The 20,465-nt window shown below is 49.0% G+C and carries 17 protein-coding genes, 1 other RNA gene and 1 pseudogene; 6 read left to right on the plus strand and 13 right to left on the minus strand.

The genetic code is table 11. The annotated features are described in order from the left end of the window. Positions 1-3: 3 nt before the first annotated feature. The 4 genes from AACS80_RS10575 to AACS80_RS10590 are packed head-to-tail and all read right to left on the minus strand — an operon-like array spanning position 4 to position 3,360. Complete coding sequence (locus tag AACS80_RS10575; protein WP_000081086.1) at positions 4-297, minus strand: ferredoxin family protein; 294 nt, start codon at positions 295-297, stop codon at positions 4-6. After that, positions 294-1,583, minus strand: coding sequence for an FAD-dependent oxidoreductase (locus tag AACS80_RS10580; RefSeq protein ID WP_135410002.1), 1,290 nt, complete (start codon positions 1,581-1,583; stop codon positions 294-296). Before AACS80_RS10580 ends, AACS80_RS10575 begins: the two co-directional genes overlap by 4 nt. A gap of 54 nt (positions 1,584-1,637) precedes the next feature. Further along, positions 1,638-2,576, minus strand: a complete 939-nt coding sequence (locus tag AACS80_RS10585) for an electron transfer flavoprotein subunit alpha (RefSeq protein WP_135410001.1) — start codon at positions 2,574-2,576, stop codon at positions 1,638-1,640. 19 nt (positions 2,577-2,595) lie between these two features. After that, positions 2,596-3,360: an electron transfer flavoprotein gene (locus AACS80_RS10590; RefSeq protein ID WP_135410000.1), complete on the minus strand. Its 765-nt coding sequence runs from the start codon at positions 3,358-3,360 to the stop codon at positions 2,596-2,598. Between the two features lie 315 nt (positions 3,361-3,675). Here AACS80_RS10590 and AACS80_RS10595 point away from each other — a divergent pair, with 315 nt between their 5' ends. Next, entirely contained in the window at positions 3,676-4,587 is a 912-nt protein-coding gene (locus AACS80_RS10595; protein ID WP_130208252.1) for an AraC family transcriptional regulator, read from the plus strand. A gap of 43 nt (positions 4,588-4,630) precedes the next feature. Here AACS80_RS10595 and AACS80_RS10600 read toward each other — a convergent pair whose 3' ends face one another. From AACS80_RS10600 to ydiK, 9 genes and pseudogenes are all read right to left on the minus strand, one after another. After that, positions 4,631-5,782, minus strand: coding sequence for an acyl-CoA dehydrogenase (locus tag AACS80_RS10600; protein WP_000347861.1), 1,152 nt, complete (start codon positions 5,780-5,782; stop codon positions 4,631-4,633). Between the two features lie 13 nt (positions 5,783-5,795). After that, positions 5,796-7,391 (minus strand): acyl CoA:acetate/3-ketoacid CoA transferase, encoded by a 1,596-nt coding sequence (locus AACS80_RS10605; RefSeq protein WP_135409999.1) that lies wholly within the window; start codon positions 7,389-7,391, stop codon positions 5,796-5,798. 143 nt (positions 7,392-7,534) lie between these two features. Beyond that, positions 7,535-8,293 (minus strand): type I 3-dehydroquinate dehydratase, encoded by a 759-nt coding sequence (gene aroD, locus AACS80_RS10610; RefSeq protein WP_130218927.1) that lies wholly within the window; start codon positions 8,291-8,293, stop codon positions 7,535-7,537. A gap of 30 nt (positions 8,294-8,323) precedes the next feature. Further along, positions 8,324-9,190: a quinate/shikimate dehydrogenase gene (ydiB, locus tag AACS80_RS10615; protein ID WP_130208246.1), complete on the minus strand. Its 867-nt coding sequence runs from the start codon at positions 9,188-9,190 to the stop codon at positions 8,324-8,326. A gap of 11 nt (positions 9,191-9,201) precedes the next feature. Further along, a pseudogene (locus tag AACS80_RS10620) lies at positions 9,202-10,468 on the minus strand (MFS transporter). 226 nt (positions 10,469-10,694) lie between these two features. Continuing rightward, positions 10,695-11,909 carry an MFS transporter gene (locus AACS80_RS10625; RefSeq protein ID WP_135409997.1) on the minus strand — a complete coding sequence of 405 codons (1,215 nt, stop codon included), beginning with the start codon at positions 11,907-11,909 and terminating at the stop codon, positions 10,695-10,697. 97 nt (positions 11,910-12,006) lie between these two features. After that, a complete protein-coding gene (locus tag AACS80_RS10630; RefSeq protein WP_135409996.1) occupies positions 12,007-12,363 on the minus strand; it encodes a YdiL family protein in 357 nt (118 codons plus the stop codon). Between the two features lie 134 nt (positions 12,364-12,497). Next, positions 12,498-12,605, minus strand: an RNA gene (gene rprA, locus AACS80_RS10635) — antisense sRNA RprA. A gap of 186 nt (positions 12,606-12,791) precedes the next feature. Then, a complete protein-coding gene (gene ydiK, locus AACS80_RS10640; RefSeq protein ID WP_000248636.1) occupies positions 12,792-13,904 on the minus strand; it encodes an AI-2E family transporter YdiK in 1,113 nt (370 codons plus the stop codon). A gap of 388 nt (positions 13,905-14,292) precedes the next feature. Between ydiK and ydiJ the strand changes: the two genes are divergently transcribed. The 5 genes from ydiJ to sufB all read left to right on the plus strand — a co-directional run bounded on the left by ydiJ (position 14,293) and on the right by sufB (position 20,461). Continuing rightward, positions 14,293-17,349 carry a D-2-hydroxyglutarate dehydrogenase YdiJ gene (gene ydiJ, locus AACS80_RS10645; RefSeq protein ID WP_135409995.1) on the plus strand — a complete coding sequence of 1,019 codons (3,057 nt, stop codon included), beginning with the start codon at positions 14,293-14,295 and terminating at the stop codon, positions 17,347-17,349. Continuing rightward, positions 17,346-17,756: a 1,4-dihydroxy-2-naphthoyl-CoA hydrolase gene (menI, locus tag AACS80_RS10650; RefSeq protein ID WP_135409994.1), complete on the plus strand. Its 411-nt coding sequence runs from the start codon at positions 17,346-17,348 to the stop codon at positions 17,754-17,756. The genes ydiJ and menI overlap by 4 nt, the downstream gene beginning before the upstream one ends. Positions 17,757-17,854: 98 nt before the next feature. Further along, positions 17,855-18,043 carry a YdiH family protein gene (locus AACS80_RS10655; RefSeq protein ID WP_088376204.1) on the plus strand — a complete coding sequence of 63 codons (189 nt, stop codon included), beginning with the start codon at positions 17,855-17,857 and terminating at the stop codon, positions 18,041-18,043. A gap of 553 nt (positions 18,044-18,596) precedes the next feature. After that, complete coding sequence (sufA, locus tag AACS80_RS10660; protein WP_130208234.1) at positions 18,597-18,965, plus strand: Fe-S cluster assembly scaffold SufA; 369 nt, start codon at positions 18,597-18,599, stop codon at positions 18,963-18,965. An 8-nt stretch (positions 18,966-18,973) separates the two neighbouring features. Then, positions 18,974-20,461 carry a Fe-S cluster assembly protein SufB gene (gene sufB / locus AACS80_RS10665; RefSeq protein ID WP_135409993.1) on the plus strand — a complete coding sequence of 496 codons (1,488 nt, stop codon included), beginning with the start codon at positions 18,974-18,976 and terminating at the stop codon, positions 20,459-20,461. Positions 20,462-20,465: the final 4 nt, after the last annotated feature.

The following is a 20,465-nucleotide window of genomic DNA, read 5'->3' on the forward strand; positions in this document are numbered from 1 at the left end:
TAATTAGCCGTAACGGAAATCAATACCGAAGGTGCCTGCGGGGTATTGCCATTGTTCGAGAATAGTGTTGCCGCACAGCACCCGACAGGTGCCGCACTCCAGACAACCGGCGGAATCAAAATGAATGTTTCCCGCGTCATCCTGCTTATACAGTCCGGCAGGGCAGGCTTTCATTAATTTTTGAAATTCATTGATGTCGGGATTTGCCGCCAGAATGATATGTGGGTGGCCCTCATCAACATGGAATTTGTTGACGCCTAATTTGACGTCAACGTTGACCGTAGCGTTCTGGCTCATAGCGCGGTTGCCCCCTTAATGCCATCTTTCAGCAGATTAATCAGCCCGATTTTCTTCGTATGTCCGAGAATCATTTTTCGTACCGGCTGGTTTGGTTTGCCGTCAATAGTGAACATATCGTTCATGATATCGGTGACCATGCGCGGATACTGACTAAACAGGCGCGGGTTTTCCATCAGCGCTGGGATCTTGCGAAAATGCTGCATATCACGCATAACACAGCTTTGTTCCAGCTCGTGCTTGTATTGCGCCAGGCTGCTGGTGGAGAAATCCGCGCGTTCTTTGGCGGCAATCACCGTTGTGGCAGCCGCCTGGGCCGATGCGATGGCTAAATCCATTCCGCGAACCGTAAAGCCCAGATTGAGGCAGAAGCCTGCGGCGTCACCGACGATCATCACACCATCGTTAACCAGTTGCGGCACCATTGCCAGACCGCCTTCCGGCACCATATGCGCGGAATATTCAAGCAGTTTGCCACCGCTAATCAGTGGGCGAATGGCGGGGTGCTGTTTAAAATCCTCCAGCATTTGCGGCACGCTTTTTTGCGCGTGGGCGATATCACCCAATCCACAAACCAGACCCAACGATACGGAATCCTTGTTGGTATAGAGGAATCCGCCGCCCATCAGGCCGTCAGAAGGGGAACCGGCAAACAGCCAGGCGGCACCTTCATCGTCAGTGACGTTAAAGCGATCGTTGATTTGCTCCGGCGTGAGGCCAATGACTTCTTTAACGCCAACAGCGTAATGATGCGGATCGGAGGCGGGAACCATTCCCAGCGAACGGCCAAGCATTGAATTAACGCCATCAGCCAGAATCACCACATTGGCTTCGAGAATATCATCCCCGGCCTGGACGCCAGTGACCTTGTTACCTTCACGAACCAGCGCATCGACGCGAACGCCCGGGATAAACTGCGCACCCGCCTGTTCGGCTTGTTCCATCAACCACGGGTCGAGACGATTGCGCAATACGGTATAAGAAGCGTGTTGCGGAACATCTGGCTGCTCGCGGTGAAAATCGAGGGTAACGGCGCTCTCTTCGGTTAAGAAGGAGATTTTCTCGCGTGTGACTTTGCGTTCTACCGGCGCTGATGCAGCAAAGCCTGGAATGATCGCTTCAAGCGTGTGGGCATAAAGACGCCCGCCGGTCATATTTTTACATCCGGCACTGTCGCCGCGTTCGATCACCAGGACATCCAGTCCGGCTCGCGCCATGACCAATGCGGCAACGCTACCGGCAACGCCCGCACCGACCACAATGGCATCAAATTTGTCATCCGACATGCGTTATGCTCCCTTCCCGCTGTCTTCACAGCGGGAGATGTGGTTGAAAGGGGATTAGTGGCTCAACTGGCTGATCAGGGCAGGGACGACTTTGTAGATATCGCCCACCAGACCGTAGTCGGCATAGTTGAAGATTGGCGCATTTTTATCTTTATTGATGGCGACAATCACTTTTGCGCCATTGCCGCCAACCATATGTTGGATCTGCCCGGAGATCCCCAGCGTCAGGTAGAGGTCGGATTTCAGCAACACGCCGGAGACACCGATATAACGTTCACGCTCCATCCAGTTCTCGCCTTCGGCAATCGGGCGTGAACAACCGACTTCAGCATTGAGTGCCGCTGCCAGTTCGTGGACCATTTTCAGGTCATCCTGTGCTGCCAGACCACGACCGACGCCGACCACGCGTTTTGCTTTGCTCAGGTCCACGCTGCTTGCCGCTTTCGCACGGCGTTCGCGACTAAGAATTTCATGACGCGGAGCAACGTAAGGCACAGTTTCAATCGGACACTGATGCGAGGCGTCACTGGTGCAAGGTTCCTGAACACCGGGCGCAAGGGTAATGATCGCCAGCGGGCTATTGATCTTTTCCTGGGCGAACGCGAGCCCGCCATACATACGGTGCTCGGCGCAAACGTGACCATCGACCACATCAACCGCAGTGGCATCGTTCACTAGCGCCGCATTCAGTTGCACACTTAACCGTGCAGCCAGCGCTTTACCGCGTTTTGTCGCGGCCAGCAGCAACATAGAGGGGTGTTTATCTTTCAGCAGGACAGCAATGCTTTCAGCGTAATTTTCAGTGCGTTGCAGTGCAGCGTTTTGCTCAAGAACATAAATACATTTTGGACCATAAGGCATAACGGCCTGTGCCTGGTCGGTATTTTGTACAATGGCATACACCTGTTGGCCCCATTGCTGCGCGCCGCCAAACAGTTCGGCATAACGTTCAGGATTATCGCTAAAGACCCAGACGTTGTTTAATTGACTCATCGTTTTTTCTCCGTTGGCTTTAGTTCAGGGCTTTCTTCAGATGTTCCGCCAGCTCGGCAATGGCTTCCGGCGAATCGTTATCGAGAATGATATGTTTGCGTTCTGTTTGCGGCGGTACGCGAACGCCGATCAGTTCAGCAAGCGGTGTGGCCTGGCTCCAGCCGATATCACTCGCCTGCCACTGATGTACCGTTTTTTTGCCCGCGCCGAGAATGGCTTTCATCGATGGAATGCGTGGCACGTTAATATCTGACGTGACGCACAGCACGGCTGGAACAGAGAGTTCGAGCACTTCAACTTCATCTTCAAGCGTGCGTTCAATCACCAGTGTATTGCCCTGACGCTGAATAGCACTCACAGCATTAATCACCGGAAGTTGCAGAATTTCTCCGACCAGCAAGCCAACCTGCTGGGCATAAAGATCGCCGGAACCTTCACCAAAGATCAGTAAATCGAAGCCGATTTTTTCAACTGCTGCCGCCAGCGCCTTTGCGGTATCGAGAGGCAGTGCATGCTCAAGCTGGGCATCCTGCACCATGTACAGACAGTGCGGTCCGCGGGATAACACGTCTTTACGCACTTTTGAGTTCTGCAACAATGAACCGCCAACGGTCAGCGCGGCTATCTCATCATCATCCGTTGCAAGCTGGCTTGCGGCTTCAATGGCATTGAGATCGAACTGGCTAATTTTGGCGTCGGCATTGTCGAAATTGAGGGTGTACTCGGGAGTGACAACAATGTCCTGTTCTTCAGGCACCAGCTTAAAGCAGGTTATTATTTTCATGATTTCTCCTGTGGGTCGCATACGGAACCATCTCCGATGGAAGGTAAAAATGGCCTGAAAATAGTGTGCGATAGCAGGGCGGGGTTTTCGACGGAGCAATCTGTTTTCCTTGCGAACAATCTTGCAAAAAAAATGAGATCGTTAAAACAAAAGCACAATAAGTGGCAATATTATGCCATCGTTTACGTACTATCTTGCATTCAATGTAAATAATCTTGTTTAGCTCTCGCTAAATGCGGTTGTATAACCGCAATACACGCCGTATTTTATCCGGCATATATTGTTTTTACTTGCTCATGGAATAGGGAGGTTGTCATGTATCAACGCTGTTTTGATAATGCCAGCGAAACGCTGTTTGTCGCCGGTAAAACGCCACGACTTTCGCGCTTTGCGTTTAGTGACGATCCTAAATGGGAGTCGGGACATCACGTTCATGATAATGAAACCGAGCTGATTTATGTTAAGAAAGGGGTGGCAAGGTTTACCATTGATTCTTCGCTCTATGTGGCACATGCCGATGACATTGTGGTGATAGAGCGTGGCAGACTGCACGCGGTGGCCTCAGATGCTAACGACCCGGCAACGACCTGTACCTGTGCGCTTTACGGTTTTCAGTTTCAGGGCGCAGAAGAAAATCAGTTACTGCAACCGCATTCTTGTCCGGTAATTGCCGCAGGGCAGGGAAAAGAGGTCATCAAAACGCTTTTTAATGAATTAAGTGTGATTTTACCGCAAAGTAAAAATGGCAACACATCTTCAGTGTGGGATGCATTTTCCTATACGTTAGCGATTCTCTATTACGAAAACTTTAAAAATGCCTATCGTTCGGAGCAGGGATATATTAAAAAAGATGTCCTGATAAAAGATATTCTCTTTTATCTTAATAATAATTACCGCGAAAAAATCACTTTAGAACAGTTATCGAAAAAATTTCGTGCCAGCGTCAGTTATATTTGTCATGAATTTACTAAAGAGTATCGAATTTCTCCCATTAACTACGTCATTCAACGGCGTATGACGGAAGCGAAATGGTTGCTGACCAATACCGATTTGTCGCAGGCAGAAATCTCCTGGCGCGTGGGTTATGAAAATGTCGATCATTTTGCCAAACTGTTTTTGCGCCATGTTGGCTGTTCTCCCAGTGATTACCGCAAACAATTTAAAAATTGTTTTGCTGAACAAGAAATCTTATCTGAATTTTCTGAACCTGTAAGTCTTGCCGGATAAATCTGACGGCGCAGTTTTTGTCAGAAGCTGCGCCGCCTGAAGATTATTTATTCTGGTAATCTTTCAGGATCTGCCGACCTGCAACGTAAATCATAATCTCGTCAGTACCACCGCCAATCCGTTCACAGCGGACATCACGCCAGAAGCGGGAGACGCGTGCCTCATCGGTGTAGCCCAACCCGCCCATGATTTGAATTGCATCATCAATGACTTCCATTGCAGTGCGTGCGCAGTACAGTTTTGCCAGCGCCGCGCTGGTGCGCAGTGACTGATGCTGATCGGCTTGCCATGCCACTTTCAACACCATGTTGCGCATGTTGTCGATCTTAATCGCCATCAGCGCCAGTTTTTCCTGGATCATCTGGTTATGACCAATTGGCTTACCAAAAGCGATACGCTGGTTGGCATAGCGGGCGGCATCTTCGAATGCGCATTCGGCAAAGCCAGTGCTGCGCGCGGCGTTGATCAGGCGCTCCATCTCAAAGTTGTACATCACATTGAGGAAACCCATTCCTTCTTCGCCTACCATGTCGCTCTCTTCAACTTCCACGTTGTCGAGATAAACTTCGCAGGTGCTAAGCATATGCCAGCCGATTTTATGCAGCGGATTGATCTTAATGCCGGGCTTACTGGACTCAACCCACCACAGGGTGAAGGCTTTTTTCGGATCTTTCGGTTCTGGATCGCGCGCCAACACCAGCATATACGGGTACTCTTTCGCACCGGTGATGAAGGTTTTCTGGCCGTTGATATAAACCTTGCCATTTTTACGCGTGTAAGTGGTGGTGGCGCTGTTGTTATCTGAGCCAGCACCGGGTTCCGTCAACGCCAGGGCATAGGCAGGGTCGCCGGTTTCCAGGGTGCTTTCTGCCGTTTTACGTAGCTGCTCCTCAGAACCGAAACGGCGCATGCTGTGAATACACTGACCGTTGGTAATCAAAAACGCCGGAGCACCGCATTTTGACACTTCCATCAGCGCCAGCATCTGGGTGACGTAATCCGCAGGGATGCCGCCGAACTCTTCCGGTACGCCAAGCATAGAAATGCCGTTATCTGCCAGCGCCCGCATAAACTCACGCGGATATGTACCGTTTTGATCGCAGGTGCGGAAATACTCTTCCGGAAAGTTAGTCGTAATCAGTTCGCGAATACTGGCCAGCAGCAGTTCTTGTTCTTCAGTTAAAGAAAAATCCATCGTGATACTCCTGTTAATGAGCCGCTTCAGGCAGGACAAAACCCATCGCCGCATCGATAAATAATCTTTCGTCCATCATTCTCAGTTCTGGTGAAATAACTGGGGTGAAATCCATTTTGTCGAGAATATCTTTTTGCAAATCGACGCCAGGGGCAATTTCGATTAAATGCAGGCCGTCTTCTTTCAGGGTGAATACAGCGCGTTCGGTGATGTAACGAACATCCAGTCCCCGTTCGAGCGCGATTTTTCCGCTAAAAGTAATTTCCGGAAGTTCACGGATAAATTTATTTACCCGTCCTTCCTGGACGATATTTAATTTACCATCGGTAATTTCTGTTTTTAAACTGCCAGCAGTTAACGTGCCGCAGAAAATGATTTTCTTCGAGGTGGCACTGATATCAATAAATCCACCTGTACCCATGATTTTGCCATTGAATTTATGCACCCCGACGTTACCGTGCTGGTCGACTTCGGCAAAACTCAAATAACAGACATCCAGACCACCGCCGTGGTAAAAATCGAACTGGGAAGTCATATCCAGAATGGCGCGGGTATTCACGTTCGCGCCAAAGGCGATACCTTGCGAAGTAATACCGCCAATTGGGCCTGTTTCCACCGTCAGAATAAAGTCATCAGCACAACCTTCTTCCCGGGCGACCAGACCAATACCGTCGGCAATACCGACACCGACATTACCCACTGCACCTTTGCGCATTTCAAACAATGCGCGCCGCGCGACTAATTTACGCTGATTAAGAGGCAAGCTAAGTTGGGTACTGTCATCCAGTGTGAAGTCACCAGAAATAAAACGATTAACTGGCGCACCGCCATACAGTTGGGTTTGGTCCGGATCGACCACCACAATATCCACCAGATAACCTGGAATACGGACAGCTTTAGGATGCAGCGTGGCTTTCTTAACCATCTTCTGCACCTGCATCATCACGATACCGCCGTTATTGTGCACCGCCTGGGCAATAACCAATGCGTCGAGATACATCACTTCATCTTCAAAGGTTGCGTAGCCTTCGCTGTCGCAGGTTGTAGCGCGAATAAAAGCAATATCTGGCGCGATCGCTTTGTAATAGAGATATTCTTTATTATCAAACTCGACCAGTTTAATCAGGTCTTCTGTAGTCACTTCATTCAGTTTGCCGCCTTGTTGGCGAGGGTCGACAAACGTTCCGATACCAATATCGCTAATAATTCCTGGCTGGTGGGCAGCAGCAGCGCGCAATGTTTGAGTGAGCACACCTTGTGGATAGTTATAGGCAACAATTTTATTTTGTTCTGCGAGTTCAGAAATACGCGGTGATTGTCCCCAATGGCCGCATAATGCCCATTTCACCAGACCTTCTTGCGCCAGAGGACTAATACCACGATCGGCGCGATCGCCAAGCCCTGTTGGACTAATAATCGCTAAATTACGCGGTGTCTGGGTTTGTTTATATTTGTCAGCAAGAGCGGTAATTAATGTGGTGGCTTCCAGAATACCGCCACCTGCACCTAATACACAAAGTGTTGCTTCGTCGGGAATATAACTTACCGCTTCCTGTGCCGACAGGACCGGCACTCGTCCATTAATACGAGGTGGTTTTACAGGTTTCATTATTTTTTCCTGATTCAGGTGTGGATTTCTCTGCGCAAGCATTAAAAATAGCGCACAGATACCCACAGAATATTTTTATCAAATACTCTTTAAAAATATTTTTTATACGGCGGGGAAGGTTGCTCCCGCCGGTACGTTATTTATTACGCCTGGTGTAAAATAGTTAATACTGTGCGCAAATCATTCACCGATATTTGCCCAGGCGCAGAGGCTTTTTTTACTGCACCAAACGTTGCGGCTGAACCAAATACTTCACCAGCCAAACGGGAAATTACGCCAGTTTTTGCCATCGACATCGTGATGATTGGACGATCGGCATACTGCTCCTGCATCTCCAGGGTAGCGGCAAGCAACGTCAGGACATCACTGGTGCTTTGCGGCATCAACGCAATTTTAGGAATATCAGCGTCGAAGGACTGCATTTTACGCAAACGGGCAATAATCTCTTCGGCTTCCGGCGTTTTGTGGAAGTCATGGTTGGACATGACAACCTTCACATCATGCGCATGTGCATAGGCGACGGTTTCTTTAACTTGATCATCGCCGGTAAATAACTCCAGATCGATCATATCGACCAGACCGCTGTCGATGGCTGCACGATTGAGTGCAATATAAGCCTCAGTAGAAATCGCCTGTTCGCCGCCTTCTTTAGCGCTACGGAAGGTAAACAGCAGCGGTTTTTCTGGCATTACCTCACGGAGGATTTTTGCCGCGGCCATGACAGACTCCACGCTGGAGAGGTCGGCAAAGTGGTCCACACGCCATTCCAGAATATCAAAGTCCGCTTCACGATAGGCGAGAGCTTCGGATTTCACGCTGGCGATATCTTTCGCCATCAGCGAGACGATGATTTTTGGTGCGCCCGTACCAATGACGAGATCTTTTACAGTTACGGTTTTCATTTTTTACCCTTTCTGCACGCGGTCAGCCTGTCAGGCGCCGAACCCCATGACCTGTTTAACGTATTCCAGAGGGAAATCTTTGCCAGTCCATAACGTGAACTGTTCAGCCCCTTGCCACAACAACATGCCGTATCCATCAATCGTTTTGCAACCTGCTTGTTGCGCCTGCTGCAATAACTTCGTCATATGCGGGTTATACACGCATTCAGTGACTAGCAGTCCTGGATGTAACAAACTGATATCGTTAACTAATGATTCATTTTCAAGAGGCTTCATACCCACTTTTGTGCCGTTGGTTAAAATGTCGGCGGAAGCCAGGGCTTCAGCAAAGGCTTGCTGATCGGCGAGATCGGTCACGGTGACGACACAATCGGTGTTTTCGTTGACCCGTTGTGCGAAGGCGAGGGCTTTATCGAAGAATTCATCCCGACGGTTGAAGATTTTAATCTCTTTTAAACCTTCAATCGCGCCTTGCGCGCCAATCGCCGTTGAGGCACCACCGGCACCTAGCAGCACCATCGTTTTGCCTTTGATATCAAAACCGCTCTCTTTAATGGCGCGAATATGGCCCGTGCCGTCGGTGTTATAGCCGCGCAGGTAGCCGTCATCATTGACGATGGTATTGATAGCGCCAACCAGTTTGGCCGCTGGTGTTAATTCATCAACATATTCACACGCCAGTTGTTTGTTAGGCATCGACACACCGGTTCCGCGCATTTTTAAGGCTTTTAAGCCTTCAATTGCTCCGGCAAAGCTATCGTTATCCACTTCAAAGGCCATATAGGTAAATGGCAATCCCGCTTTTTCTAAGGCTTTGTTTTGCATTTCAGGCGATAAACTGTGGCGGATAGGATAGGCCATCAGGCCAATCAATTCGTATTTAGCGGTAACATCCATAATTAACTCCTCTAATTTCTTTGCTTAATTGTGTTTAACCGGGGTGCTAAGATTGCGTTCGCCAAACCGGACATCATTTTCAGGAATAATGAAAACGCGGTAATAGCGGATGAAAACAATAATTGCGGTAATCAGGGCCAGAAGCGCGAAAGTAAAATCGAGAACGATGATGTATTGCAGGCCGATATTCGACAGATAACCGGTAATCAACGGAATAACAAAGTTGGCCAGACCACCCATCATCATATAAATACTGGTGACTTTGGCTTTGCTTTTTGGAAAAAACTCGGACATGACTGAAACGCCAAGCTGTAAAATACCGCCAGCAGCAGAGAAACCGATGACAAAAGCCCCTGCATTACACATCAGTGGAGAAGGGTACAGATAAATGATAGCGGCGGTTACCGTTGCCAGTGCTGAGTTAAACACGTTAGCCCAGATGGGACGCACCATTTTTTTCAATAGTGCGGCAAAAATAAAGACACAGACCAGCGAACCCATACTGTAATAAGAGATGGTTTTTAATGCCTCAGCTTCCGACATACCGGCAAACGCCATCGCATATTTGGGCATCCACACGACAATTACATAAAAGGTCGAGAATGCGGCAACACCGAACAACACCGATGAAACACCTTCCAGCCAGACTAACGGCTTACTGTTCATTTGCGGTAGTTCACCAGCTACGCTGGCATCCACCAACTGGCCTGGGAATTTACTTTTCAATAGCATCAGCGTGATCAGCACAAATACGATGCCTGGAATAATCAGCCCATAACCGTACCAGATGTTATTCAACAGCATATAACTCACCAGCATCGGATAGAGCATTTGCCCGAACGATATCATCGCCTTAACCAATATTACGGCTGACCCCGAGGCTTTCGGGAAGCATTCCATCAACGCCGGATATCCACCGGTATCCAGGGCTGAGTTGGCGATACCAACGCACACTGCCAGACCGTAAGCGAGAGCTAAACTTGGGCAGGCCGGAATACCAAAGAAAAACAGCATATACATGGCAACGGCCATGAATATTACTGCTCGTCGACCAAATTTATCGGAGATTACACCGAAGAATAAAATACTTATCAGACGGCCCAGACCGATACCAGAAATTAAATAGGCGATACCGGCGTTATCGGTAGAAAACTTTTCTGCCAGAGATGACATGTTTTGTGCAAGCGTAATAACACTAATGCCATGTAGGAAATAGCTGAAGTATACACAAAGGACAGCCAGGATAAATGGCGTGCTGAAAGCCTTATTTTGAGACATTTTCACAGCTCCTTGCTGAAAGATAATTTTGTTACCGTCTGTGTTGTATTTCGACGGTTTTCATAATCACTATACTGAAGATGATTTTCTCTGGGTACATGGCATAAAGTTTATGTTTCCAGGAATGTTGCATGTGATAGTTTGTTTTTGATCGCGATTTTCCTTAATTAGCGCAGGAAGAATAATTTATCCGTAATATCTTGCATGACCTTATAAGAATATTGCATTACGCACCAGTAGCGACATTTTCCGTTAATGATGGATGTTGTGCTTCTTTTCGACTGCGTACGCCAATAAACAGCGCCAGTAAAAAGCCGATAGCAGCGATGGCGGTATCGAACCACATAATATCGGCAATACTTCTTTGCGAAAGATGAGCCGTAATCAACGGAATGGTAAATGTTGCAATGCTGCCCGCACTGTAATAGATCCCCGTTGCTTTTCCTTTGGCATGGGGAAAACGTTCCGCCATTAACGTCAGGCCAATTTGTACAACACCACCTGCGGAGGTAAAACCGATGACAAAAGCAAATATTATCACCACATAAAATGTGGGATGCAGGCAGACGGTGAGCAGGGCGATAAATGAGATAAAAGTGTACAGCATCAACAATGTTGTTGAACGAACCGCTTTGCTAATGAGTGGCGCGGTAATAAATACACAAAGTAGCGACCCTACGGTATAGATACTGAGTAATTTGATCGACATTGTGTAAGACATACCGGCGACAAATTGTCCGTATTGTGCCAGCCACTGACTTACCAGATAAAAGGTTGCCATTGAGATATAGCCATATAAGGTATAGCTGGCTAAATCGATAATTGAGCAACGATGCTTCGCGGCGGTGGTGGGTTTCTTTACTTCAGGTAAGCGACGTCCCGGATGTGGTGGAAAGGTACAGCGATATAAAAACAGACCGTTAACGATCATAATTGCTGCGGCAATCATAAAAGACCAACCGAACCACAGTTCAGCCCACACTAACAGGCTGATAATTAGCGGCAATAAAAATTGTCCGCTGGAGACAAAGGCTTTAATTAAAATATTGGCTGTGCCAGGCGAGCGAGGAAAAGCTTCCATCAGGCTGGGGTAGGTGCCTGCATCAAGAAAACTATTTGCCATACCGGCGAGAAAACCAAATACATACGCGATGATAATGTTATTTGCATGCAGAATGCCAAAAAAGAACATCAGATAGCAGCATATCCCCATGATGATAAAAGGACGTCGGCCAAAACGATCGGATAGTAATCCTGCAAAAAATAAGACACTTAATCGACCAATGCCTAATGATGAGATGACAATTGAGACGCCCGCAGCATTGGTCTGCCAGAGCGTCTCCAGCGAGGCCATATTTAAAGTCATCAAAATGACACCCATACCATGCACCAGGTAATTGAGATACAACCCAAGCGCGGTAGGGAGGAAGGGATTTTTCATAAGATCTACTTAGCAATATTGCTTAAAAAGTTGCTGTTGTTATGTCAGCATCCGTTTATTATTTTTGTCATGACGTCCGTTGTATCCCGTTAAAATATCAACACAGGCGTTCCAGATCGTGAGCGTATAATTCAGCTGCGACCGACTGGTAAATCTTCCAGTCAATAAAATCACCTTCAGGGTAGATATGTTGAAATGCGATTAAATTGGGGAAAAAACGCATGGTGTTGTTGCCGATGCGGTTGTTTATTTTTTCTATGATGGCGTGAAGATGCCTTTTTCTTTGCTGGCGCATTGCCAGAAGTTTTTCAACTATCTCGTCAGGAATATCCGTTTTGCCTTTCTCCCATTGTTGCCAGCTTTCACTGTCGCCCGTCAGGGCAATCCAGGTCGCGCATTCATCAATGGTCATAGCAAAAATATGGCGTAGTGCCTGGAGTTCATAAGCGTTCATCGTGTAATGGCTGCATGAAAAAAAGAATAAAATATAAATAACATTATCAGCCTGCTTACGGCTTGAAGAGAGTCACAGTATCTTGTGCAACATTATTGGAAAGAACGAGAGGCGGGGTAATGAAGCAAAAAATGTTAAAAAAAAGCCCATCGTGGGAGATGGGCAAAGACTACACACAGCAATTCGTTGTTTCACTCAGGGGATTTCCATGCTTATAAATCAATATGTTGATTTATAACCGTGTGCTAATAGTAGGCATACGGACTTTTTGCGTCGATCAGATTCGTCTCATTAGTTTAAAAACTGTAAAGGATTTGCGACAGGAACTACCAGCTGAATGGCGGTAAGCAGGAAAATACGGACTGGAGGAATGAAATATCAATTAGCAGTGATTAACAATCAGGCGGCAAAGCCGCCTGATAAGTGATTTATTTATTCGGTTTCTCGATTTCGCCCAGCTCTTCGAGAATTTCCTCCGGCTGGTCAGTCGGCGGCGGAACTTCTTCAACCCACGCGGCAAACAGACGCCAGGAAACAGCCAGTAGTACCGGACCAATAAACAGACCGATCATACCGAAAGCAATCAAACCACCAATAACCCCGGAGAGGATCAGGATCAGCGGTAAATCTGCGCCCATGCGAATTAGCATTGGGCGGATGACGTTATCCAGAGTGCCAACCACACCACTCCACACTAACAATACCGTTCCCCAGGTGGTATCGCCGGTCCAGTAGAGCCAGATAATCGCCGGAATCAACACTGGCAGCGGGCCTAGCTGAACAAGGCAGGAGAGGATCATTAATACCGTTAGCAGCGTTGCGTAAGGCACACCAGAAACGGCCAGACCGATACCGCCAAGCACTGCCTGCACTAACGCAGTCACCACAACGCCCAGCGCCACTGCGCGGATAGCTTGTGCCGCCAGCAGTACAGCAGCATCACCGCGAACGCCCGCCAGACGGGTCGCAAAATGGCGGATGCCTTGCGCCACCTGTTCACCGCGCCAGTACAACAGGGCACTGAAGAGCAGCATCAAGGCACAATGCACCATAAAGCGCCCGATATGCGCGGCTTGCCCGACGAACCAGGTGGTAGTGGTGCCAATATAAGGACGGACTTTCGCCATAATTGCCGTGCCGCCCATATCCAGCAAATTGTGCCAGCCTGCATACAGCTTCGCGCCAATCACTGGAATGGTATTAAGCCACGCTAAATCCGGTAATGTCATATCGCCACTGGAGATGGCCTTAATTAACGGGCCACTGCCGTCGACGATACTGTTAACCAGTAAGGCGATAGGGATGATAAACACCATCACCAGGAGCAACGTCATTACCAGAACGGCGAGAGAGCGGCGGCCAAACATGATCTTTTGCAAACGTAACAATACCGGCCAGGTGGCGATAACCACCGTACCGGCCCATGCGAAGCCGAGAATAAAGGGTTGAACGATCCACAGACATGCCACAATCATGATGGCTAAAAACAGCACCGAAAGCAGAATTTGTGCGACATCCCTGGGCTGACGAACATTTACCATAACTACTTTTCACCTTTTTTGTGCGTCAAATCGTCGACGCGACGTGAACACGCGAAACTCACCTGCATAATGATGAGCAATTTCAGCGGTTTTTAACAGGCCGATTCTGCCCTTAATTCTAATGGGCGTGTTAGAAAAAAATGTGGTACAACAACTCAGGCAACACGCAAACGATTTACTCGTCGTATTTCAAGTTGCATGTGCTGCGGCTACGTTCGTTCACCCCAGTCACTTACTTTTGTAAGCTCCTGGAGTTCACTCGCTTGCCGCCTTCCTGCAACTCGAAATCCATAGAGTAAACAAACATCACCTTTCAGTGCGCTATTGCAGCAGCCTGAAAGAACAGTGTATCGACCTACATCACAGACCGCAGGAAAGGGTCAATATAATGATTCCACAGATTTCCCAGGCACCCGGCGTCGTTCAACTGGTGCTTAATTTTTTGCAAGAGCTGGAGCAACAGGGTTTTACTGGCGATACGGCGACAAGTTATGCCGATCGTCTGACAATGTCGACCGACAACAGTATTTACCAACTTCTCCCCGATGCGGTGGTATTTCCGCGTTCAACCGCAGATGTGGCGTTAATTGCCCGTCTGGCCGCGCAGGAACGCTATTCATCGCTGATCTTTACCCCCCGCGGCGGCGGTACTGGCACTAACGGTCAGGCGCTCAATCAGGGGATTATTGTTGATATGTCCCGCCATATGAACCGCATCATCGAAATTAACCCTGAAGAGGGCTGGGTGCGCGTTGAGGCCGGGGTGATTAAAGATCAACTGAATCAGTACCTGAAACCATTTGGCTACTTTTTTGCGCCAGAACTTTCGACCAGTAACCGGGCAACGCTCGGCGGGATGATTAATACTGATGCTTCCGGCCAGGGATCGCTGGTCTATGGGAAAACGTCAGATCACGTGTTGGGCGTGCGGGCGGTGTTGTTGGGGGGCGATATTCTCGATACCCAACCTTTACCCGTCGAACTTGCTGAAACGTTGGGTAAAACCAATACCGCTATCGGGCGGATCTACAACACTGTCTATCAACGTTGCCGCCAGCAACGCCAGTTAATCATCGACAAATTCCCCAAACTTAACCGTTTTCTTACCGGTTACGATCTGCGCCATGTCTTTAACGATGAAATGACCGAGTTTGACCTGACACGCATTCTGACCGGATCAGAAGGGACGCTGGCCTTTATTACCGAAGCGCGGCTGGATATTACGCGCTTGCCTAAAGTACGCCGTCTGGTGAACGTCAAATATGACTCTTTTGACTCCGCGCTGCGTAATGCGCCGTTTATGGTTGAGGCGCGTGCGCTTTCGGTAGAGACGGTAGACTCAAAAGTGCTGAATCTGGCGCGGGAAGATATTGTCTGGCATTCCGTCAGCGAACTGATTACCAATGTGCCTGACAAAGAGATGCTCGGGCTGAACATTGTTGAATTTGCCGGAGATGATGAGGCGCTGATTGACGAGCGGGTAAATTCACTCTGTGCGCGGCTAGATGAACTGATTGCCAGCCAGCAGGCAGGGGTGATCGGCTGGCAGGTGTGCAGTGAGCTGGCAGGTGTTGAACGTATTTATGCAATGCGCAAAAAAGCCGTCGGCCTGCTCGGCAATGCCAAAGGTGCAGCCAAACCGATTCCATTTGCCGAAGATACCTGCGTGCCGCCGGAACATCTGGCAGATTATATTGCTGAATTTCGCGCACTGCTCGACAGCCACGGTTTAAGTTATGGCATGTTTGGCCACGTCGACGCTGGTGTTTTGCACGTCCGTCCGGCACTGGATATGTGCGATCCGCAACAAGAGATGTTGATGAAGCAAATCTCTGATGACGTGGTGGCGCTGACTGCAAAATACGGTGGCTTGTTGTGGGGCGAGCACGGTAAAGGTTTTCGTGCCGAATACAGTCCGGCGTTTTTCGGTGAAGAGCTTTTCGCAGAGCTACGCAAGGTTAAAGCGGCGTTTGATCCGCATAACCGACTAAACCCTGGGAAAATCTGCCCGCCAGAAGGTATTGACGCGCCAATGATGAAAGTGGACGCGGTAAAGCGTGGCACGTATGACCGACAAATCCCCATCGCGGTACGCCAGCAGTGGCGCGGCGCTATGGAATGTAATGGCAACGGTTTGTGCTTCAACTTTGATGCCCGCAGCCCGATGTGTCCGTCAATGAAGATTACTCAGAACCGGATTCATTCACCGAAAGGGCGTGCAACGCTGGTGCGTGAATGGTTACGTTTGCTGGCGGATCGCGGCGTTGATCCTCTAAAACTGGAGCAAGAGCTACCAGAGTCTGGCGTCAGCTTGCGCACGTTAATTGCCCGTATGCGCAATAGCTGGCATGCAAATAAAGGCGAATATGACTTCTCGCACGAAGTCAAAGAGGCAATGTCGGGCTGCCTGGCCTGTAAAGCGTGTTCGACTCAGTGTCCGATCAAAATTGACGTACCGGAGTTTCGCTCTCGTTTCTTGCAACTCTATCACACGCGTTATCTACGCCCATTGCGCGATCATCTGGTGGCAACGGTCGAAAGTTACGCACCGCTGATGGCGCGTGCGCCAAAGACTTTTAACTTCTTCATTAACCAGCCGCTGGTGCGAAAACTCTCGGAAAAACACATCGGTATGGTCGATTTGCCGCTGCTTTCAGTGCCGTCGCTGCAACAACAAATGGTGGGGCATCGCTCGGCAAACATGACGCTGGAACAGCTTGAAGCGCTCAGTTCAGAGCAGAAAGCACGCACGGTGCTGGTAGTGCAGGATCCTTTCACCAGTTATTACGATGCGCACGTGGTGGCGGATTTTGTTCGTCTGGTCGAAAAATTAGGTTTCCAGCCGGTGCTGTTGCCATTCTCACCGAATGGTAAAGCGCAGCATATCAAAGGCTTTCTTAATCGGTTTGCGAAGACGGCGAAAAAAACGGCGGATTTCCTTAACCGCATGGCGAAACTGGGGATGCCAATGGTGGGTGTCGATCCGGCGCTGGTACTTTGTTATCGCGATGAATATAAACTGGCTCTGGGCGAGGCGCGTGGCGAGTTTAACGTCTTACTGGCGAATGAATGGCTGGCAAGCGCGCTTCAGTCACAGCCAGTGACAGCAGTCAGCGGTGAATCATGGTATTTCTTTGGTCACTGTACTGAGGTCACTGCTCTGCCGGGCACGCCAGCACAATGGGCCGCGATATTTGCCCGTTTTGGCGCGAAACTGGAAAATGTCAGCGTGGGTTGCTGCGGCATGGCAGGAACTTACGGACATGAGGCGAAAAACCATAAACACTCGCTCGGGATCTATGAGTTATCCTGGCATCAGGCAATGCAGCGTCTGCCGCGTAATCGCTGTCTGGCGACCGGGTATTCTTGCCGCAGCCAGGTTAAACGGGTTGAAGGGACGGGGGTACGCCATCCCGTGCAGGCATTACTGGAGATTATTAAATGATATGGAAACGTAAAATCACCCTTGAAGCACTGAATGCCATGGGTGAAGGAAACATGGTGGGGCTGCTGGATATTCGTTTTGAACATATTGGTAATGAAACGCTGGAAGCAACAATGCCGGTAGACTCGCGGACAAAGCAGCCTTTTGGGCTGCTACATGGCGGGGCGTCCGTAGTATTGGCTGAGAGTATCGGCTCCGTTGCCGGTTATTTATGTACCGAAGGCGAGCAAAAAGTGGTTGGCCTGGAAGTCAATGCTAACCATGTTCGCTCAGCACGAGAAGGGCGGGTACGCGGCGTTTGTAAACCGCTGCATCTCGGTTCACGGCATCAGGTCTGGCAGATCGAAATCTTCGATGAGAAAGGGCGTTTGTGTTGTTCATCACGATTGACGACCGCCATTTTGTGACGTTGTCACCAGAAAAGTGTGATGCATATTGCTTTTGGTTATTATCTGCACAGTAAACGGTGGTATACTGTGCAGGTCTTGTCTAAAGCGAGGATGCTATGTCTACTCAACTTAATCCCACCCAGCTGGCCATCGAATTTTTACGCCGTGACCAAAGCAATCTTTCACCCGCTCAATATCTCAAGCGTCTGAAACAACTCGAACTTGAATTTGCTGACCTGCTTACCCTCTCTTCTACGGAGCTGAAAGAAGAAATCTACTTCGCCTGGCGTCTGGGCGTGCATTAATCTCTACTGAACATAGTCTGAACGCCCATCGACCTGGATTAACATCTGTCCAGGTCTGGCGATTATTTTCTGACCGTCCTCCTGTTGTTACCTGCCTGATTTTGCTCAAAAATAATACAAATCGCAGTTTGTGTTAAAACGGCGATGCAGTCTTATGAGATTATTCTTATCGCCCCTTCAAGAGCTAAGCCACTTTGAGTGCCGGAGATAAGCGCCGGATGGGGTAGAAACCCTTAAGCCTGTAATGCACAGACTTAAGGGTTTTCTTATTTCAGAACTCGCCACTTTTTTACCTATCTCTTAAATAGTCATTTTCGATACAACTTTTTCTTTTCCATCACAGCCTTAACATCCACTCGATAATAATCATTATCTAACAATGAGATACCTAATTCTTAGCATGCCTGTTAACCCTCTCATCAGGGTCTATGCTTATTAAATACAGGCAAAAAGCATGTTTTACGCTAAAGCCCCTGCGTTTGCTGGGTTGAACTGATAATCATTATCACTAACATGCTGTTATCCGCTGAAAGCGATGAAGTGAGGTAAATCGATGGACATGCATTCAGGAACGTTTAATCCACAGGATTTCGCCTGGCAAGGTTTAACGTTAACACCCGCAGCCGCGGCGCATATACGTGAGTTAGTCGCGAAGCAGTCGGGCATGGTTGGCGTGCGTTTAGGCGTCAAACAAACAGGCTGCGCGGGCTTTGGCTATGTGCTCGACAGCGTCAGCGAGCCAGAGAAAGATGATCTGCAGTTTGAACTCGACGGCGCGAAGCTGTTCGTCCCGCTGCAAGCGATGCCGTTTATTGATGGCACGGAAGTCGATTTCGTTCGCGAAGGACTCAATCAGATATTCAAATTTCACAACCCGAAAGCCCAGAATGAATGTGGCTGTGGCGAAAGCTTTGGGGTATAGGCGGTACTATGTCTCGTAATACTGAAGCAACTGACGATGTCAAAACATGGACCGGCGGCCCGCTGAATTATAAAGAAGGATTCTTCACCCAGTTAGCTACCGATGAGCTGGCAAAGGGGATAAACGAAGAGGTGGTGCGCGCAATTTCGGCGAAGCGTAATGAGCCGGAGTGGATGCTGGAGTTTCGTCTTAACGCCTATCGCGCATGGCTGGAGATGGAAGAACCACACTGGCTGAAAGCGCACTACGACAAGCTGAATTATCAGGATTACAGCTATTATTCGGCACCGTCGTGCGGTAATTGTGACGATACCTGTGCGTCTGAACCCGGCGCGGTGCAGCAAACTGGCGCGAACGCCTTTTTAAGTAAAGAGGTGGAGGCGGCGTTTGAGCAGTTGGGCGTTCCCGTGCGGGAAGGCAAAGAGGTGGCGGTGGATGCCATTTTCGACTCTGTTTCGGTTGCCACCACTTATCGCGAAAAGCTGGCGGAGCAGGGAATTATCTTCTGTTCCTTTGGCGAGGCGATTCACGATCACCCGGAACTGGTGCGTAAATATCTCGGCACCGTGGTGCCGGGGAATGACAACTTCTTTGCCGCGCTTAATGCGGCAGTGGCCTCTGACGGTACGTTTATTTATGTGCCTAAAGGCGTGCGCTGCCCGATGGAACTCTCCACCTATTTCCGCATTAACGCGGAAAAAACCGGGCAGTTTGAGCGCACCATTCTGGTGGCTGATGAAGACAGCTACGTCAGCTACATTGAAGGCTGTTCCGCTCCGGTGCGTGACAGCTATCAGCTACACGCTGCGGTGGTGGAAGTCATCATCCATAAGAACGCCGAGGTGAAATATTCCACGGTACAAAACTGGTTCCCTGGCGATAACAACACCGGCGGTATTCTCAATTTCGTCACCAAGCGTGCTTTGTGCGAAGGCGAAAACAGCAAAATGTCATGGACGCAATCAGAAACCGGTTCAGCCATTACGTGGAAATATCCCAGCTGCATTCTGCGCGGCGATAACTCCATTGGTGAGTTTTACTCAGTGGCACTGACCAGCGGTTATCAGCAAGCGGATACCGGCACGAAGATGATCCACATCGGTAAAAACACCAAATCAACCATTATCTCGAAAGGGATCTCTGCCGGACATAGTCAGAACAGTTATCGCGGCTTAGTGAAAATCATGCCGACGGCAACCAATGCGCGCAATTTCACTCAGTGCGACTCAATGCTGATTGGCGCTAATTGTGGGGCGCATACCTTCCCGTATGTCGAATGTCGCAATAACAGCGCACAACTGGAGCACGAGGCAACGACATCACGTATTGGTGAAGATCAACTGTTTTACTGCCTGCAACGCGGGATCAGCGAAGAAGACGCCATCTCGATGATTGTTAACGGTTTCTGTAAAGACGTGTTCTCAGAACTGCCGCTGGAATTTGCCGTTGAAGCACAAAAACTCCTCGCCATCAGCCTTGAACACAGCGTCGGATAAGGAA

This window comes from Escherichia sp. E4385, from assembly GCF_963883145.1.
Classification (GTDB): domain Bacteria; phylum Pseudomonadota; class Gammaproteobacteria; order Enterobacterales; family Enterobacteriaceae; genus Escherichia.

What these genes read in the sequence shown, in the direction of transcription:
- AACS80_RS10585 (WP_135410001.1), bottom strand. Translation starts at nt 2,576, where the DNA reads ATGAGTCAATTAAACAACGTCTGGGTCTTTAGCGATAATCCTGAACGT.
- AACS80_RS10630 (WP_135409996.1), bottom strand. Translation starts at nt 12,363, where the DNA reads ATGAACGCTTATGAACTCCAGGCACTACGCCATATTTTTGCTATGACC.
- ydiJ (WP_135409995.1), top strand. Translation starts at nt 14,293, where the DNA reads ATGATTCCACAGATTTCCCAGGCACCCGGCGTCGTTCAACTGGTGCTT.
- ydiK (WP_000248636.1), bottom strand. Translation starts at nt 13,904, where the DNA reads ATGGTAAATGTTCGTCAGCCCAGGGATGTCGCACAAATTCTGCTTTCG.
- ydiB (WP_130208246.1), bottom strand. Translation starts at nt 9,190, where the DNA reads ATGGATGTTACCGCTAAATACGAATTGATTGGCCTGATGGCCTATCCT.
- AACS80_RS10605 (WP_135409999.1), bottom strand. Translation starts at nt 7,391, where the DNA reads ATGAAACCTGTAAAACCACCTCGTATTAATGGACGAGTGCCGGTCCTG.
- AACS80_RS10655 (WP_088376204.1), top strand. Translation starts at nt 17,855, where the DNA reads ATGTCTACTCAACTTAATCCCACCCAGCTGGCCATCGAATTTTTACGC.
- AACS80_RS10590 (WP_135410000.1), bottom strand. Translation starts at nt 3,360, where the DNA reads ATGAAAATAATAACCTGCTTTAAGCTGGTGCCTGAAGAACAGGACATT.
- AACS80_RS10595 (WP_130208252.1), top strand. Translation starts at nt 3,676, where the DNA reads ATGTATCAACGCTGTTTTGATAATGCCAGCGAAACGCTGTTTGTCGCC.
- aroD (WP_130218927.1), bottom strand. Translation starts at nt 8,293, where the DNA reads ATGAAAACCGTAACTGTAAAAGATCTCGTCATTGGTACGGGCGCACCA.
- sufA (WP_130208234.1), top strand. Translation starts at nt 18,597, where the DNA reads ATGGACATGCATTCAGGAACGTTTAATCCACAGGATTTCGCCTGGCAA.
- AACS80_RS10575 (WP_000081086.1), bottom strand. Translation starts at nt 297, where the DNA reads ATGAGCCAGAACGCTACGGTCAACGTTGACGTCAAATTAGGCGTCAAC.
- menI (WP_135409994.1), top strand. Translation starts at nt 17,346, where the DNA reads ATGATATGGAAACGTAAAATCACCCTTGAAGCACTGAATGCCATGGGT.
- AACS80_RS10580 (WP_135410002.1), bottom strand. Translation starts at nt 1,583, where the DNA reads ATGTCGGATGACAAATTTGATGCCATTGTGGTCGGTGCGGGCGTTGCC.
- sufB (WP_135409993.1), top strand. Translation starts at nt 18,974, where the DNA reads ATGTCTCGTAATACTGAAGCAACTGACGATGTCAAAACATGGACCGGC.
- AACS80_RS10600 (WP_000347861.1), bottom strand. Translation starts at nt 5,782, where the DNA reads ATGGATTTTTCTTTAACTGAAGAACAAGAACTGCTGCTGGCCAGTATT.
- AACS80_RS10625 (WP_135409997.1), bottom strand. Translation starts at nt 11,909, where the DNA reads ATGAAAAATCCCTTCCTCCCTACCGCGCTTGGGTTGTATCTCAATTAC.